Annotated in this window: 17 protein-coding genes; 14 read left to right on the top strand and 3 right to left on the bottom strand. The window is 66.6% G+C overall.

Annotated features, from left to right (window positions below; genetic code table 11):
* The first annotated feature begins 54 nt into the window (after positions 1–54).
* Together B9Z03_RS06530 and B9Z03_RS06525 are read left to right on the top strand one after the other, a co-directional pair.
* Positions 55–1002: a DUF6282 family protein gene (locus B9Z03_RS06530; protein WP_085463457.1), complete on the top strand. Its 948-nt coding sequence runs from the start codon at positions 55–57 to the stop codon at positions 1000–1002.
* A gap of 6 nt (positions 1003–1008) precedes the next feature.
* Entirely contained in the window at positions 1009–2031 is a 1023-nt protein-coding gene (locus B9Z03_RS06525) for an NAD(P)H-quinone oxidoreductase (RefSeq protein WP_085463456.1), read from the top strand.
* A 47-nt stretch (positions 2032–2078) separates the two neighbouring features.
* On the opposite strand, the gene B9Z03_RS06520 is transcribed toward B9Z03_RS06525, so the two are convergent.
* The gene (locus B9Z03_RS06520) at positions 2079–2990 is read right to left on the bottom strand and encodes a cupin domain-containing protein (protein ID WP_085463455.1); all 912 of its coding nucleotides are present in this window, start codon (positions 2988–2990) and stop codon (positions 2079–2081) included.
* Between the two features lie 46 nt (positions 2991–3036).
* Positions 3037–3930 carry a beta-keto acid cleavage family enzyme gene (locus tag B9Z03_RS06515; protein ID WP_085463454.1) on the bottom strand — a complete coding sequence of 298 codons (894 nt, stop codon included), beginning with the start codon at positions 3928–3930 and terminating at the stop codon, positions 3037–3039.
* Positions 3931–4130: 200 nt separating this feature from the next.
* Between B9Z03_RS06515 and B9Z03_RS06510 the strand changes: the two genes are divergently transcribed.
* The 12 genes from B9Z03_RS06510 to B9Z03_RS06455 all read left to right on the top strand — a co-directional run bounded on the left by B9Z03_RS06510 (position 4131) and on the right by B9Z03_RS06455 (position 15854).
* Positions 4131–4904, top strand: coding sequence for an HpcH/HpaI aldolase family protein (locus tag B9Z03_RS06510; RefSeq protein ID WP_085463453.1), 774 nt, complete (start codon positions 4131–4133; stop codon positions 4902–4904).
* Positions 4905–5002: 98 nt separating this feature from the next.
* The gene (locus B9Z03_RS06505) at positions 5003–5764 is read left to right on the top strand and encodes an SDR family NAD(P)-dependent oxidoreductase (protein WP_085463452.1); all 762 of its coding nucleotides are present in this window, start codon (positions 5003–5005) and stop codon (positions 5762–5764) included.
* A 186-nt stretch (positions 5765–5950) separates the two neighbouring features.
* Entirely contained in the window at positions 5951–6409 is a 459-nt protein-coding gene (locus B9Z03_RS06500) for a tripartite tricarboxylate transporter TctB family protein (RefSeq protein WP_085463451.1), read from the top strand.
* A 24-nt stretch (positions 6410–6433) separates the two neighbouring features.
* Positions 6434–7939: a tripartite tricarboxylate transporter permease gene (locus B9Z03_RS06495; RefSeq protein ID WP_085463450.1), complete on the top strand. Its 1506-nt coding sequence runs from the start codon at positions 6434–6436 to the stop codon at positions 7937–7939.
* Between the two features lie 59 nt (positions 7940–7998).
* Positions 7999–8622: a nuclear transport factor 2 family protein gene (locus B9Z03_RS06490; protein ID WP_085463449.1), complete on the top strand. Its 624-nt coding sequence runs from the start codon at positions 7999–8001 to the stop codon at positions 8620–8622.
* Positions 8623–8751: 129 nt separating this feature from the next.
* On the top strand, positions 8752–9729 hold the full coding sequence (locus B9Z03_RS06485) for a Bug family tripartite tricarboxylate transporter substrate binding protein (protein ID WP_085463448.1): 978 nt from the start codon (positions 8752–8754) through the stop codon (positions 9727–9729).
* A gap of 168 nt (positions 9730–9897) precedes the next feature.
* A complete protein-coding gene (locus B9Z03_RS06480; RefSeq protein WP_139832185.1) occupies positions 9898–11067 on the top strand; it encodes a hypothetical protein in 1170 nt (389 codons plus the stop codon).
* A 16-nt stretch (positions 11068–11083) separates the two neighbouring features.
* Positions 11084–11572: a (2Fe-2S)-binding protein gene (locus B9Z03_RS06475; protein ID WP_085463446.1), complete on the top strand. Its 489-nt coding sequence runs from the start codon at positions 11084–11086 to the stop codon at positions 11570–11572.
* Positions 11562–13667 carry a molybdopterin cofactor-binding domain-containing protein gene (locus B9Z03_RS06470; RefSeq protein ID WP_085463445.1) on the top strand — a complete coding sequence of 702 codons (2106 nt, stop codon included), beginning with the start codon at positions 11562–11564 and terminating at the stop codon, positions 13665–13667. Before B9Z03_RS06475 ends, B9Z03_RS06470 begins: the two co-directional genes overlap by 11 nt.
* A 50-nt stretch (positions 13668–13717) precedes the next feature.
* Complete coding sequence (locus B9Z03_RS06465; RefSeq protein ID WP_176247457.1) at positions 13718–14392, top strand: glutathione S-transferase family protein; 675 nt, start codon at positions 13718–13720, stop codon at positions 14390–14392.
* Between the two features lie 123 nt (positions 14393–14515).
* A complete protein-coding gene (locus B9Z03_RS30175; protein WP_244561673.1) occupies positions 14516–14743 on the top strand; it encodes a metal ABC transporter solute-binding protein, Zn/Mn family in 228 nt (75 codons plus the stop codon).
* A gap of 160 nt (positions 14744–14903) precedes the next feature.
* Positions 14904–15854 (top strand): LysR family transcriptional regulator, encoded by a 951-nt coding sequence (locus tag B9Z03_RS06455; protein WP_176247456.1) that lies wholly within the window; start codon positions 14904–14906, stop codon positions 15852–15854.
* Between the two features lie 32 nt (positions 15855–15886).
* Here B9Z03_RS06455 and B9Z03_RS06450 read toward each other — a convergent pair whose 3' ends face one another.
* Positions 15887–16612: a class II aldolase/adducin family protein gene (locus B9Z03_RS06450; RefSeq protein WP_085463442.1), complete on the bottom strand. Its 726-nt coding sequence runs from the start codon at positions 16610–16612 to the stop codon at positions 15887–15889.
* Positions 16613–16615 lie beyond the last annotated feature (3 nt).

Genomic DNA, 16615 nt, shown 5'->3' with positions numbered 1-16615 from the left:
GGCAATGCGGGGTCAATCTCTATGCCCGTGGCAACCAAGAAAAGGACCCAATCCATGGCTGCTGCAGACCAGGCGACCCGGAACCGCGAGGAGGCGAGACACCTTATCGCAACGATCGACGACGGAAGGGCCAATGCCCTGCTCAAGGGTGCGTACGACCTGCATGTCCATTCCGGCCCGTCCACCATGCCGCGCCAGGTGGACCACCTCGAAGCGGCGGAGGAAGCCGTGGCCGCTGGCATGAAGGGCCTGCTCTTCAAGGACCACCACTATTCCGTGGCGCCGTTCATCCCGCTGCTCGACCGCGTTCTCGCCCGGCCAGACTTCAAGATGTACAGCGGTCTCGTCCTCAACAATTCGACCGGAGGGTTCAATCCCTACGTCGTCGACGCGCAGCTCAAGATGGGTGCGCGGCTGATCTGGATGCCGACGGCGCAGGCCGCCAACCACGTGCGCAGCGCGCACCGCAAGACGCGGCTGGCCTCGAACGTCCAGCTCAAGTCGTCGCCGCTGCTCAGCCCGCTCGACCCGCTCGGCAATGTGCTCGATCCGGTCAAGCAGATCCTCGACTCGATCGCGGAGTTCGATGCGATCCTGTCGTCCGGGCACCTGCATGTCTGGGAGATCTGGAAGCTGTTCGACGAGGCGCGCGCCCGCGGCGTCAAGCGCTTGCTGATCAACCACCCGATGTACGGCCTGCACTTCAGTTACGAGGACATCCGCGACCTCGCGCGGCTCGGCGCGGTGGTGGAGCAGTCGGCCGGGCTGTATATCGATTCCCGTTTCAACACCTACTCGCCGCAGGAGCTGAAGGAACACATAGAGGCTGCCGGGGTGGAGCATTCATCCATCGGCTCGGACCTGGGCCAGGTCGACAATCCGACGCCAGTCCAGGGCATGCGCGAGGTGATCAAGCTCTGCCTCGCGCTGGGCTTCAGCGATGACGACGTGCGCATGATGGTTGCCACCAATCCGGCGCGGCTGGTCGGCCAGGAGGGCTGACCCGCCATGCGGGTGGTCGAGATCGCACGGCCCGGAGGACCGGAGGTCCTGCGGATCGTCGAACGTGACATTCCGCAGCCGCGCGCCGGCGAGGTGTTGATACGGGTCGTCGCGGCGGGCGTGAACCGTCCCGACATTCAGCAGCGTCGCGGCCTCTATCCGCCGCCTCCCGGCACGACGCCCATTCCGGGCCTCGACATCGCGGGCCTCGTCCATGCGGTCGGCGGCGGGGTTGCAGATCTTGCGGTGGGTGATCCGGTCTGCGCGCTCGCCAACGGCGGCGGCTACGCGGACTACTGCGTGGTGCCAGCAGTCCAGTGCATGACCGTCCCGCGTGGCTTGACCTTCATCGAAGCGGCATCGCTGCCCGAAGTCTTCTTCACGGCCTGGAACAACATTGTCTGGCTCGCAAGGATCGGCCGCGGCGATACCCTGCTCGTCCATGGCGGCACCAGCGGTGTCGGCATGGCGGCGATCCAGATCGGACGCCAGCTCTTCGATGCAAGGGTCCTGGCGACCGCCGGCAGTGCGCAGAAGCGGGCAGTGTGCCTGGAGGTCGGGGCCGAAGCCGCCTTCGATTATCGGGACGCTTGGGACGTCCAGATCCGCGAACACCTGGCGCGCAGAGGCGTCGACATCATCCTCGACGGGCAGGCCGGGCCGGCTACCCAGCGCCAGCTCGATCTCCTGAACGAGGACGGCCGGCTGGTCTTCATCGCCAGCCACCAGGGCGAGTTCGCCGAGATCAACATGCGCCAGGTCGTGCGCCGACGGCTGACCGTCACCGGCTCGACGCTGCGGCCGAGGCCGGCCGAGTACAAGGGCCAACTCGCCCGGACGCTGGAAGAGCAGGTGTGGCCCCTGCTCGAAAACGGGCGGATCGCGACGCGCATCCACGCGGCGGTGCCGTTCGAGGAGGTCGCTACTGCCCACGCGCTCCTCGACGCCAACCTGCAGATCGGCAAGGTCGTGTTGACCGTCGATGCGACATGCGCCGACACCGTGCCGCGTCCGCGCGACGCCGAGTAGCCTCGTCCGATACCGACGGACGTCCGCCCGGCACCGGGGGATACGGGTTACTGGCCCGGCATCGGATAGTCCGCCTCGTTCAGCACCCAGCCGGGCTTCAGCGAGAAATCCATGCGGGGCGGCGCGAAGATGTCGACCAGCTGGTTGACGCCCTGTCCCTCGGCCGTGGTCGTGTGGATCGAGGGCGGCGGGATGACGCAGATCGACGGCGACCCGCAGAAGATGTGCTCGTCCTCGCGCCAGACGTTCATGTTGGTCGTCCACGGCCAGCGTAGATGATGGGTGAAGTCCCCGGTGAGCGCGAGCGAGCACTGCTCGAAATCGTCGTGGTGATGCGGCGAAACCTTGTCGCGGGCACGCGGCCCGACGCGCGGGGTCAGGTAGTTGATCATGAACGTCGTGCACCGGTAGATGCGCCCGAAGCGGGAGGGGTCTTCAGGCACGTCCAGCGTATAAGACCTGACCTTGAACCCACCGGGCGGATCCGGCCAAGGCTGGAATGGGGGAACGTTGGGGTGCGGACCCTTGAATGCCGCCGCGTTGGACGCCGCCTCGGCCATGTCACGCGACTTCGGCGTGAAGAGCCGGACGAGCGTGCCGGCCGTCAGCATCCGGATCGAGCTGTCGCCGGGCGGAATGAAGGCGACGGAATAGCCCGGCACGATCGTCTTGCCCTGTGGCGTCGTGATCTCGATCGACGTCTTGGCGTCCGGCACGATCAGCGCATATTCGTCCGGCTGGGCCGTGCGGGCAAACACGCCGCCTTCGCGGGCTTCGCTGTAGGCGACGACGAAGTTCTGGCCGCGGCTGATCCAGGTCTTGCCGTTCGCGTCCGCCTGCTGCGGCGCGGTCTCGTAGAAGCGCGCAGTCTCTGACCCGAAAAAGCTGTCGTGCATGTGGGTGGGCATAGGGTCAGGGCGGCTCGTCAGGGTGGATCGTGGGTCGCTTTGATCGTACATGATTGGCCTCCGTTGGTTGGGTCGTCGCGTTTGTCGCGTGCCCGGCCTAGGCCGGCAGCGGTGCCTGCCTGATGAGGCTGAGCATCTCGCGGGTCTCGCCGGGCGTGGCGATTCGACCGCCGAGGTCGCGGACCATGCGGACCGCCTTCGTGACGAGCGCGGCGTTGCTCGGTGCCAGCACGCCCTTTTCGATGTAGATGTTGTCCTCCAGGCCGACGCGCACATGGCCGCCGAGGAGCCAGCTCTGCGCCAGCATGGGAAACTCCCAGCGGCCGACGCCGAACGCACTGAAGGGGGCCGTCGGCGGCAGAAGCGACCTCATGTACATCAGTGTTTCCGGGGTCGCGATAGCGCCGTAGCGGACGCCGAGCACAATCTGGAACAGCGTCGAGGCGGGAAGCCGACCCTGTTCGATGAAATGATTGCCAAGTTGGATGTCGCCGCTGTCGAACACCTCCAGCTCCGGCTTCACCCCCGCCTCGGCGATCAGTTCGGCCATGACGCCGAGGCTCGCGGGCGTGTTGATGACGACGGAGGATCCCGAGTACATCGTGTTGAGATCCAGGCTGCACAGTTCCGGCCGCAGCGCCTGGACATGCGTCACGCGCCGCTCGGGCCGCATCAAGGTCGTCCCCGGGGCGGCGACGCTCGGATCGGCCTCGCTCGGGATGAACCGCTGCCCGGGCCCGGTCGTCAGATTGATCACCACATCCTCGTCCGCCGCACGCAGGCGTTCCACCACCTCGCGATAATGCGCCAACTCCATGCTCGGCCGGCCATCCGGATGACGCACGTGAATGTGGACGATCGCGGCGCCGGCGCGCGCCGCCTCGAGACAGGCGTCTGCGATCTGCCCGGGCGTGATCGGCAGGTGGGGCGTCTGCTGTGGTGTCGTGATGTTGCCGGTCACGGCGCAGCTGATGATGGTCGGATCGGCCAAGGCGACAGGTTCCCTGCGTTAGAGGTCCGCGAACGGATGCATGCCCCTGCTCGCATCGGGGCGACGCGCGGGGCAACGCTGATGCCGGCCCGTTTCGCAGCGGGAAACGACTTCGCCATTCCGTCTGGCGAAACAGAGTCTATTCCCGCCCCCGCTGGCTGGCCGCTCTCGGTAGAAAGGATCGACCAGTTGGAAGCGCCATGTCAGATCACCGTCCCCCATTCGCTATGTTCAGAGACAGGCTGCTGGCCCGAACGCGGCTCCTCGGCACGTTCCTGAAGCTGCCGACCACGCAGGTGATCGAGATAATCGGGCCCATCGGCTACGACTTTGTCATTATCGACCAGGAGCATGCTGCGCTCGACCGCGCCATCACCGACCTGATGATCTTCGCCGCGCGCGCGGCCAACATCGCGCCGGTCGTGAGGATCCCGGAATTCACCGAGTCGCATGTGCTAAGCGCGCTCGACTCCGGCGCCATGGGCATCATGGTTCCGCACGTCGCCTCCGTGGAGAAGGCGCAGGCCATCGCGCGGAGCGCGCGCTACAAGGGCGGCAGCCGCGGATTTGCCGGGCTGACCCGCGCGAGCAACTGGGGCAGCGTCGGCGCGACCGGCCACATGGCTGCGCAGGACGCACAGGTGGCTGTGATCGCGATGATCGAGGACCAGCACGCCATCGACTCGGCCGGTGACATCGCGCGGGTCGACGGCATCGATGCGCTCTTCGTAGGGCGGGGCGACCTCACCGCATCGTTCGGCGAGGATCCCGACGCCGGGGCGAAGGTGGCGGACATCAGCCGGCGGGTCGCCGCCGCCGCGCGCGACGCCGACGTGCCGCTGATGATGTTGCCGACGGGGCGGTCCGATTTCGAGTTCGCGACCGGTCTGGGCGCATCGGCTCTGGCCTTTTCGAGCGATCACGGCTTTATCCGTTCGGCGGCCGCGGCCGTCATCAAGGACTATGCCGGCTGACGCCGGAACGGATGCAGGGAAACAGGCGCGCCGCGCCCCGAAGGGCGGCACACGGCACCGGGCATCCCGGTGAAGCGCCCGGAGGAGGAATACAATCGATGGCAGCGATCGAAGTGCCCGCGCTCGCGGTGCCGCGCACGGTTCTGGTGACGGGAGGCAGCGGCGGCATCGGCCGCGCCGTCTCCGCGCGCCTGGCGGACATGGGATCCCGCGTGGCGGTCGGTTACAACAGCCGTGCGGATGCCGCCGAGGAGGTCGTCGCCGGTCTGCGCGGGGACGGCCACTGCGCCATCCGCATCACGATCGAGGATCCCGCGTCGATCGCGCAGGCCAAGGCGTCGCTCGAGGCGCGCTGGGGATATCTGGACGCGCTGGTCAATTCGGGTGGCGCGACGACGCCGGTCCCGGCCGCCGATCTCGACGCGCTGACCGACGAGATCTTCGACCGTGCGGTTCTGCTCAACCTGCGCGGCCCCTTCGCGACGATCCGGGCAATGCGCCCGCTGCTCGAACGCGGAGAGAACGCCGCCATCGTCAACATCTCGTCCATCGCGGCGCGCACCGGCATCGGCAGCAGCCTCGCTTACCTTGCCGCGAAGGGCGGGCTCGATTCGCTCACCATCGCGCTTGCCAAGGTGCTGGCGCCAAAAGTCCGGGTGTTCTCCGTCTCGCCGGCCGGCGTCGACACCGACTTCGTGCCCAACCGCACGCGCGACCAGCTCGAACGGACGGCGGAGAAGGTCCCGCTCCGCCGCGTCACCGTGCCGGACGATGTCGCCCGGGCGGCCGTGGCGTGTATCGTCAGTCTGACGAGCTCGACAGGCATCGTCCTTCCGGTTGACGAGGGACGACACCTCTAGGGCAAAGGCGACGGCGGGACAGGGAGGCGGTCGAGGGCCTGGCCGGCCGGGCCCGCAGCCGGCATCGTATGCGTCAAGCCATCGATGCCGAGCACGAGGAGAATGCCGATGATCACGTGTTGCTTCGGATATGCGACCGTGGTTCGCCATTGTCGGCGTGGCATGGTTTGACGGGGAGGACATCGCATGAAAGTCAGTCAGGACGTCGCGCTCGGGCTCTTCTTCGCGGCGATCGGCATCGCTGCCGGCGCCATCTCGCTCGGCTACCCGATCGGCAGCCCAAGCCGCATGGGGCCGGGCTTCTTTCCCCTGATCATCTCGGTCCTGCTAACGACGACTGGCGCGGCGACCCTGCTGCGCGCCCGCCGCGACGGCTCGCCGCCGATCGAGGCGGTCAATTGGCGGCCCGTCGTCGTCGTGCCGCTCATGATCGTCATCTTCGGCCTGGCGATCGAACGGCTCGGACTGCCGCTGTCGGTGTTCATGCTCGTCGTTTGCACGGCTGCGGCCAGCGCCATGTTCGAGGTCAGCTGGAAGGCGGCCGCCGGTGCGGCCGTCTTCTCGGTGGTCTGCGCGCTTCTCTTCGTCAAGCTGCTGGGCCTGCCGATCCCGCTCGCCGGCAGCTGGCTGCCGTTCTCAGGCTGAACCGAGCAACGCCGGGAGGGCGCCATGGACATTTTCAACGGGCTGATGCTGGGGTTCTCGACGGCGACGACGCTGTCGAACTTCTCCTACTGCTTCTTCGGCGTCTTCCTCGGCACGGCGGTGGGTGTGCTGCCTGGACTGGGGCCGATCGCGACGATCTCGATGCTGCTGCCCTTCACCTTCGGCCTGCCGGTCGACACCGCGTTGATCATGCTCGCCGGCATCTTCTACGGCTCGCAGTATGGCGGCTCCACGACCGCGATCCTGATGAACCTGCCGGGTGAGGCCTCCTCGGTGGTCACCACGCTCGACGGCCACGAAATGGCCAAGCAGGGCAAGGCCGGGCGCGCGCTGGCCGCGGCGGCCATCGGCAGTTTCTTCGCCGGTACGGTCGGCACTCTTTTCATCGTCGTCGCCGCGCCCTTGCTGGCAGGCCTCGCGCTGACCTTTGGTCCGGCCGAGTACTTCTCGCTGATCGTGCTCGGCCTCGTCACGTCCATGGTGCTTACCAGCGGGTCGCTGCTGACCGCCTTCGGCATGGCCCTGCTCGGCATGATGTTCGGCATGATTGGCACCGACATCAATTCGGGCTTCTCGCGCTTCACGTTCGGATCGCCCAACCTGCTCGACGGGCTCGATTTCGTGGTCATCGCGACGGGCGTGTTCGGCCTGGGCGACGTGATCGCCAACCTGCAGAACGAACATTCCCGCATTGCCGGCGTGGCCCCCGTGAGCCGGCTGTTCCCGACCCGCGAGGACTGGAAGCGGATGACCGCGCCGATCCTGCGCGGCACCGGCGTCGGCGTCGCGCTCGGCATCCTGCCGGGCGCGGGCGTCCTGCTCGCGTCGTTCTCGGCCTATGCGCTGGAGAAGAAGATCTCGCGCTGGCCCGAGGAGTTCGGCAAGGGCGCGATCGAGGGCGTGGCCGCGCCGGAGGCCGCCAACAACGCCGCGGCGCAGACCTGCTTCATCCCCATGCTGACGCTCGGCCTGCCTGGCACGGCGACCATGGCGCTGATGATCGGCGCACTCGTCGTCCAGGGCGTTCAGCCGGGGCCGGAGATGCTGACGCAACAGCCGGCACTGTTCTGGGGCCTCGTCGTCTCGATGTGGATCGGCAACCTCTTGCTGCTCCTGCTCAACCTGCCGCTGGTCGGCATGTGGGCGAAGCTGATCTCGGTGCCCTACCGCTTCCTGTTCCCGCTGATCTGCGTGTTCACGGCGATCGGCGTCTACTCGATCAACAACAATGTCTTCGACGTCTACCTGATGGCGCTGTTCGGGGTGCTCGGCTTCTTCTTCCGCAAGGTCGGCGCGGAGCCTGCACCGCTCATCCTGGCGCTGATCCTCGGACCGATGGCGGAGGAATACCTGCGCCGAACGCTCCTCATCTCGCATGGTGACGCGACGGTGTTCTTTACCAGTCCGATTAGTCTCGTCATTCTGGTCGTCACCGCGCTGCTTTTGCTGTCGATCCTCTCTCCTCACTTCCGCAAGGTGCGCGAGGAGGGGCTGCAGGAAGCGGATTAAGCTTCACCCGTCAGACCGCCCGCAATGACGCCGGATCCGAGCTCACAGGAGGAATTACCGTGCAACAGGATGCCGGGACGCGACTGCAGAGCTTTCTCGACCGTGAGGAACTCTTCGACCTCGTGCGTCGCGAGCGCTTCGCCCGTGACCAGCGCCGCTTCGACGTGATGGCCGAGTGCTTCCATCCGGACGCCTATATCCGCACGAGCTGGTACGACGGACGCGGCGGTCAGGCCTATGTCGAGGCGACGCGCAGCTTCATGGGCAAGGCAGGCAACGGCAAGCACTGGGTGTTTCCGGCCTATGCCGAGTTTGCCAGCGATCGGGCCACCGTTGAGAGCCCTGCGATGATCTTCAACCGCGTCACCTTGGGCGGGGTGGAGGCCGACTTCCACGTCTTCTGCCGCTTCTTCTCGCGCGCCCTGCGCGTCGACGGCACGTGGAAGCTCATGAGCTTCGAGGTCCTGTTCGAGCGCGACGTCCTCAAGCCGGTCAATCCGTCAGAGGCCCTTCCGATCGACTGGGGTCTGGTTGCTACCCTGCGGCCGTCCTACAAGTTTCTCGCCTATGTCCAGCAGACGCGCGGCGTGAGGGTGAATCCGGACCTGCTCGGCGACGATAGGCCGGAGGAACTGGCGGCGTTCCATGCTCGCGAGCGGCAATGGCTCGCGGAGGGCGCCTAACTTCGAATCCGCCCGACCATTCCGCGAGGCGGAATGATGCCACTGTTCGATACCGGCGGACACTCACCTTGGCATAGGTAGACACAGGCCTGATGCAGCGTATGGCGCAACGGGAAGGGAGGAGACACAATGATCAATCGTCGTGAACTTATCGCACTGGGAGGGGGAGCTCTCGTCGTGGGCGCAACCGGCATCGGCCGCGCCGCCGAGTGGCCGTCCAAGCAGGTCACACTTATTTCGGCCTATCCGCCCGGCGGCACGAGCGACGTCGTCGCCCGTCTCGTCGCCGATGTTCTGACGTCTAAGCTCGGCCAGCAGTTCGTCGTTGAGAATGTGGCCGGCGCTGCCGGTGCGCTTGCGGGGAGCAAGCTCGCCCGCTCGGCGCCCGACGGCTACACGATCATGGTGTCCGGCAGCGCCCCGATCGCCGCCAACAAGGTGGTGCAGAAGAACCTGGCTTACGATCCGCAGGTGGATTTCACACCGATCACGATCGTTGCCGAGAGTCCGGCTCTGCTCAGCGCCAGCGCCAACGCGCCGGCGAAGACCCTCCAGGAGATTATCGCCTACGCCAAGGCCAATCCCGGGCAAGTTAATATCGGCAACCCGGGCGCGGGCACGAAGGGACATATCTGCGCTGCCCTGATCGGTCAGATCGCCGGTGTGGAGATCAATCACATCCCCTACAAGGGGTCGAGCCCGCTCGCGGCAGACATCCTGGGCGGTCACATCCACTTCTCGCTCGACGCGCCGACCAATTACCTGCAGCACATCAAGGACGGAAAGATCGCCGGCGTAGCAGTGACGTCTGCCAAGCGGCTTGGGGAGATCCCCGACGTCAAAACGGTCGCTGAGCAAGGCCTGGACGGCTACGACCAGACGCTCTGGTTCGGCGCCGTGGGACCGAAGGGCATGCCCAAGGACATCGTCGACACGATCTACATCACGATCAAGGAATGGGAAGCGACACCAGAGGCGCAGCAGAAGCTGACGGCGATCGGAGTGAGCGCCGTCGCGAACACGCCGGACGAGATGGCCGATGCTATCACCCGCGAAATCGATGCGATCAGACCTCTTGTCGAGGCCGGCCTGGTTCAGCCAAGCTGAACCTGAGGGCCAGATGGTGCGGTCGGCCATTCGACCGCACCATGAAGCCGTTCTTCAATCGCCGGGATCGATCCGGGTAACCGGTCGCTTTGCCGGTCCGACTCGCGCACTCCCTCTGTCGTGGCACGCCGAGCCGCGGGTGCAATCCTTTCCGGCAGGACCATCCCGATGAGCAGCGGATCACAGGACAGCATCCTTCGATACGGCGATCCGCTTGGCTTCCGAACCCGGATCGGTGCGTCCCGTCCTGACGTGGTGGTAGGCGCGGGAGACGGGTGCTTCAGGGTGGCAGCGCGCGCGGCTGAAGCGCAGCAGAAGGAAGGCGTGCTTTCGGAGGGAGACCAAGGCAGCACCTGGCGTCTGACCGCCGACGAGGGCGCGACGATGAACGGGCACGATATTGCGCCGTTCCCGCTCGGCTACCTGATCGCAGGAGTGGCCGGGGATCTGTCCAGCCGTCTGGAGGCAGCAGCCGGACGGGCCCGCGTCGACCTGGTCGGGACCGCGATCGACGTGTCGCACACGTTCGGCGCGAGCGGCTCGTTCATCCATTCTACGGCGACGGCCACGTCGGAGGCGGCAAGCCTCGACGTCGCTCTGACCGGCAGCCTGTCAGCGGCGGCCGCGCGCTCGCTGCTGGAGGAGGCTATGGACACATCACCGGCGATCGCCTTCCTGCGCGAGCCGGCGCGGAGCAGCAGCTTCGCTCTGACCATCAACGGCCGGCAGCGCTTGGCCCTCGGTGGGCGGCAATCGGTGGGTGGGGACTTCGCCGATCCGTTTCTGACGCTCAAGCCCCCACGGCCGGAAGGACTACAAGGCGATAGGGCGATCCTGGAGAAGCCAGGTATCACCGAGATCGGCGAAGCGCCGCAGATACCTTTCGCTTCGACCGGAAAACGATACTTCACGATCGCGGGGCGAGGTACGTCCCTCGGCCACGGCCGGTTCGCGACGGAGACGTGGATCGCACGCCCCGGGATGAGCCATTTCCGTCTGCTGAGCGACGATAGTCCGGCGGACACGGCGCCATCGGCACTGGGCCTTCTCTCGACGGGGATCGCCTTCTGCTTTCTCACCCAGCTTCACCGCTACGTCGAGGCGCAAAAGCTTGCGATCCGCTCGCCGCGGCTCGTCCAGCAGACCGCGTTCACAGGCGGTGCAGACGTCCGGACCGAGGTGCTCGACACGCACCTGTTCCTGAACGGAGACGCGCCCGAGGAAATGCACGAGAATCTCCTCAACATGGCCGCCCGCACATGCTTCATGCATGCGGCAGCTGCCGCCAGCGTCACGCCGGCCGTGACGCTCCGCCTCAACGGCGAACTGATATCCTGACGCCGCGAAGGACCGCATGAACGAACATCTGACCCTGACCGTCAATGGCCGTGACCACGTGGTCGAGGCGCCCGTAACGACCCCGTTGCTCGACGTTCTGCGCAATCACCTCGGGTTGACTGGCGCCCGCTATGGCTGCGGCCTCGAGCAGTGCGGCGCATGCATGGTGCTGGTCGACGGCGATACCGCCTATTCATGCAGCCGTGAGGCCGGCACCCTTGAAGGGCGCTTCATCGTTACGGTCGAGGGACTGGCCACGGACGGAGCCCTTCACCCGTTGCAACAAGCCTTCCTCGACGAGCAGGCCGGCCAGTGCGGCTATTGTCTGTCGGGCATGCTGATCGCGGCCAAGGCGCTGCTCGACCGCAACCCGTCGCCCAGTCGCGCCGAAATCGTCGCGGCGCTCGATCCCAACCTCTGCCGCTGCGGTGCGCATCCTCGCATCCTGCGCGCGGTGTCTCGAGCGGCAGGCATGCTGCGCGGGGAGGTCTGCAATGGCTACTAGCCAGAGCCTGCGGGACAATCCCCGCCTCGACCGCTGGCTGCGCTTCGAGCCCGACCGGACGATACGCGTCGCGACCGGCAAGGTGGAACTCGGACAAGGCATCCTCACCGCGCTGGCGCAGATCGCCGCTGAGGAGCTGGACCTGCGCCTGGACCAGGTACGGGTCATGTCCGGCAACAGCCTCGAAGGTCCGGGAGAGGGCTACACCGCGTCGAGCTGGTCGGTGGAGCATTCCGGCGGCGCGATCCGGGCTGTGTCCGCCGAGGTCCGCGCGCTCGCGCTCACCCGCGCCGCGCTCCGGCTCAATGCCGCGCCGGAAGAGTTGTCGGTGCTGGCCGGAGAGTTCGTCCGGGGTGGCCTTGCTACCGGGCTCGACTATTGGGACGTCGCACCGGAAATCGACCTGTCGGCGGAGGCGACCGATGCCGTCGCGCCGAAGCCCGTCGCGGAGCATCGCATTGTCGGGCGGGCCATCCCGCGTCTCGACCTGCCGGCGAAGCTTACCGGCACCGGCTTCATCCAGGACATTGTCATGCCCGGCATGCTCCACGCGCGCCCGGTGCGCCAGCCTCGACGCGGCGCCCGGCTGCGCGCGCTCGACGACGAGGCCGTGCGGCGGGCGGCAGGCGACGAGGTGATGATCGTGCGGCGGGCGGATTTCGTCGCCATTGCCGGGGAGGACGAAACTGCCGTGCGCAAGGCGGCAGCCAAGGCGGCCGACATCGCGGTGTGGGAGACCCGTCGTGAGCTCCGTGCCGAACAGGCGAGCCCGGCCTGGCTCGCCGCGCAGCCGTCGCATGACCGCCGCATCGGCGATCCCGCGGCAGCCGGCGACGCGCACCGCGTTTCGATGCGCTTCTCGCGGCCTTTCCTCTCACATGGCTCGATCGCGCCCTCCTGCGCCCTTGCGCTGTGGCAGGACGCGCGCCTGACCGTCTGGTCGCATGCGCAGGGCATGCATCCGTTGCGCGCCAACATCGCGGCAACCCTCGGCCTGTCGATCGACAAGGTCGCCTGCCACCATGTGCAGGGCGCCGGCTGCTATGGTCACAACGGCGCCGACGATGCCGCCCTCGACGCCGCGCTGGCGGCAATGGAATTACCTGGCCGACCGATCCGTCTCTGCTGGACCCGTGCCGACGAATTCTCCTACGAGCCGCTCTCTTCCGCGATGGAAGTTGAAGTGCATGCGACGGTCGGCGAGGATGGCCGTCCGGTCGGCTGGACAACCGAGATCTGGAGCGCGGCGCACGGCCAGCGGCCCGGCGTCGGCGGCGCCTATCTCCTGGCCGCCGAGGCGCTGGAGACGCCACCGCCCGAGCGAAAGCCTTTCGACATCCCCGAGGAGCGCGGCGGTGGGGCAACGCGCAACGGCATTCCACTCTACGATATCGCGACGAAGGGCATCGACTTCCACCTCATCCACGACGTTCCGGTCCGCACCTCGTCGCTTCGCGGGCTGGGGGCGACGCTGAACGTCTTCGCCATCGAGGCCCTCGTCGACGAACTGGCCGCACGCGCCGGTGCCGATCCGCTCGCCTATCGCCTGTCGCTGCTGAGCGATCCGCGTGCACGGGCAGTGCTAGAACGCGCCGCCGCCCTCGCGCGATGGTCGGAGCGCGGCCCGGGCGGAACCGGACGCGGCCTCGGGCTCGGACTTGCCCGCTACAAGAATAGCTCTGCCTATGCGGCGGTGGTCGCAGCCGTCGAGGTGGACGAGGCTGTCCGCGTCACCGATGTCTGGTGTGCGGTCGACGCCGGCCTGGTCATCAATCCCGACGGGGTCGCCAACCAGGTCGAAGGCAACATCGTGCAGGCGGTCAGCTGGGCGCTGATCGAAGAGATGCGGTTCGACGCGAGTGGACCAGCCGGTGTCGACTGGAAGAGCTATCCGGTCATCCGCTTCAACGACATCCCAGAGATCCATGTCGAACTGGTCGAGGCGTCTGCTCACGACCCGCTCGGCGTCGGCGAATGCGCGGGCGGTCCGGCGGCGGCTGCTATCGGCAATGCCGTCGCCCACGCGCTCGGCGTGCGGATCCGTGACATGCCGATGACGCGGGACCGCGTCGTCGCGGCTCTGATGGACACATGACGACTGCCGCGCCCCCCGACGGCACGGACAATCACGGAAGGGATTTTAGCATGACTACGGCGCATCACATCGGCGTACCCCGCGACGGCGACCCGACGCTCTTCTACAGCCCAGGCGCCTGCTCGCTGGCCTCCCACATCGCGCTCGAGGAAAGCGGGCACCCCTACCGCGCGATCGAGACTCTTCTGGCCAAGAACCAGCACCAGACGCCGGAATTCCTCGAGATCAATCCACGCGGCCGAGTGCCCGCGCTCAGCGTGGACGGCAAGGTGATCACGGAGAACACCGCAATCTTGACGTGGATCGCGACCGCCTATCCGGAGGCCGGCTTGCTTCCCACGGACCTCATTTCGCGCATGCAGTGCGTCGCGCAGATGGCGTGGTTCTCGAACACGCCGCACATCTTCCAGCGCGCCAGGTTCCGGCCGCACCGCTTCGTCGACCACGAGGACATGCACGACGCCATCAGGACCAAGGCAGCATCAAGCTACTGGGAATGCATGCGGGAGATCGATGCGCTGATCGGCGACAATCACTGGATGATGGGGGATGCCTACACCGTCGTCGATCCCTATGCGCTCGTGTTCTACGGTTGGGGAACCAGCAATGGCCTGCCGATGCAGGATCTTAAAAACTACACGCGGCACAAGGTGCAAATGCTGCAGCGTCCGGCCGTCATTGCCGTCATCGAGCGTGAACAGAACCGGCATTTCCTGACGAAGTAGTCGACTGCTCGGTCGGCGGCAAGCCTCCTGTAGCGTCCCGCTGCTCGCCGCGCCGACGCGCGCGCTCAGGCGCCTGTTCCCGCGCCCGCATCTCACGGGCTGATGTCCAAGGAGAGAATGACAATGCCTAGATTGTATCTTCTGGCTTCCGTAGCGACGGCGGCCACGATTGCAGTGGCAGGTACGGCTTCGGCCAAACCGCTCAAGGTGGTCGCAAGCTTCACCGTTCTCGCCGATGTAGCGAAAGAAATCGGAGACTCGAATGTCGAGGTCAAAACCATCGTGCCCCCGGACGGCGATCCTCATAAATACGAACCGACGTTGGATGATGCCAAGAACCTCAGAGGCTGATGTCGTCTTCGTCAGCGGTGAAGGTCTGGAAGGCTGGATGGAACGCTTGGTCATCGCGACTGACCGAAGTTCCGTTCATCAGGAAAATCCCGGATTCCAGCCCGATTCATATGGATTGCACTATGATTGACGGCTAACCTCCCTCCGGGAGGAAATGCCGATGCAACGTCTCTTCGCGTCGCAGGCGACGCTGCACAAGCTCGAGATCTTCTGTCTCGTCTGCCAGCTCCAGAGCGTCACGCGGGCCGCCGAGAAGATCGGCGTGGCGCAGCCGGTCGTTACGGCGCATCTCCGGTTTCTGGAGGACAAGCTCGGCGTGCGGCTCTTTGCGAAGCAGGGCCGCCGCATTGCTCTGACAGAGGCAGGCGAGCGAGCGCTCGACTGGGCGACGGAGATCGTGACCCGGACGCGCGAGTTCGAGCGCGAGCTCGGCGCACCGGCGGGCGACCTCACCGGTTCGGCGGCACTCGCCGCCTCGATGACCGTGGCCTCCTACAGCCTGCCGCCGACGCTCGCGCGGTTCAGTCGCATCAATCCGGCCTCGACGGTCACCGTCAGCGTCTCCAATCCGCAGGGCGTGACGGATGCGGTCCGCAGCGGCGCCTGCGACTTCGGCCTGACCATCCTCGATCCGCGTCACGACATCGACGGTCTTGTGGTGGAACGCCTCTGGGAGGAGCAGTTTATCCTGATCGCGGCGCCGGACTATCAAGGTCTCGGCGCGCAGGCGACCGCCGCCGAGCTTGCGACGATCCCTTTCGTCAGCGCGCCGCGCAACCAGGTCCGCAGGGAGCTGGAGGAGGATGCGCTGCGCGCCTACGGCATCGTCCGCGAGAACATCAAGCTGGAGTTCGGCCACCCGGAAGCGATCAAACAGGCGGTGCGCGCCCATGCCGGCGTGGCCTTCGTCATGGAGACGTCCGTGCGCAACGAGCTGGCCAACGGGCAGCTTCGGCACATCGCGGTGCCGCAGATCAAGCTGGGGGTCCCGACATTCCTCGTCCACCGGCGCGGCAAGAGCTTCTCGCGCCTGCAGCGGCTGCTGATGGAGTTCCTGCGCGCGGAGTTGAAGCCGACCTCGAACGGCACCGGCGAACAGGACGACGACTGACCGGTCATCCAGGCAGTGGCGCGCCGCCTGGATCAGAGCCCGTGGAAACCCGCCTTCGCCTTTCGGTAGGTCCATGCCCGCTCGAGCGGCATCGGGCTCAGCAGCATCGCGGCGGCCTTGTCGACCTCGCCCGCCGTCAGGTAACGCGGCGCGCCCAGCGGCAAGGCGTTCAGCACCATCTCGGCGTTTTCCTTGAGATAGACCGAGACGAGACAGGCCCCGGCGATCGTCGACGCCGCGCAGACCGCGCCATGGCCCCGCAGCAGTGCACAGGTGCCGTCGCCGAGAGCCCGTGCGAGAGACTCTCCCATCGGCAGCGTGTCAACCAGCATGTTCGTGTCGCCGAACTCGTCCTGGCTTTCCCAGACCGGAACGGCGTGACCGATCACGGACGCCATGTGAAACATCGGACGCAACACGGTGTCAGTCACCGTGAAGGGCAGGACCGAGCGGGCGTGGTGATGCGTCACGCAGTTCACCTCCGGTCGCGCGGCGAAGATCGCGGCGTGGATGAAGCGTTCGGCATAGACGCGCCGCCCGTTCTGGTCGACCGGCGTGCCGTCCAGTTCGAACTCCATGATGTCGTCGGCGCTGACCAGCATCGGCGAGCGCGACCGCGACAGGAGAAAGCGGTCCGGCCGCAGGGGATGGCGGGCGCTGACATGGCCGAAATCGTCGATGACGTTCTCCGCCGCGAGCGCCCGGTTGGCGATGACGAGTTCCTGGATGGTCGTCCTGACAATGGCGTCGTCGTGCATGAG

This window comes from Mesorhizobium australicum (genome assembly GCF_900177325.1).
Classification (GTDB): Bacteria; Pseudomonadota; Alphaproteobacteria; order Rhizobiales; family Rhizobiaceae; genus Mesorhizobium_A; species Mesorhizobium_A australicum_A.
This window is presented reverse-complemented; position numbering and strand designations above follow the sequence as displayed.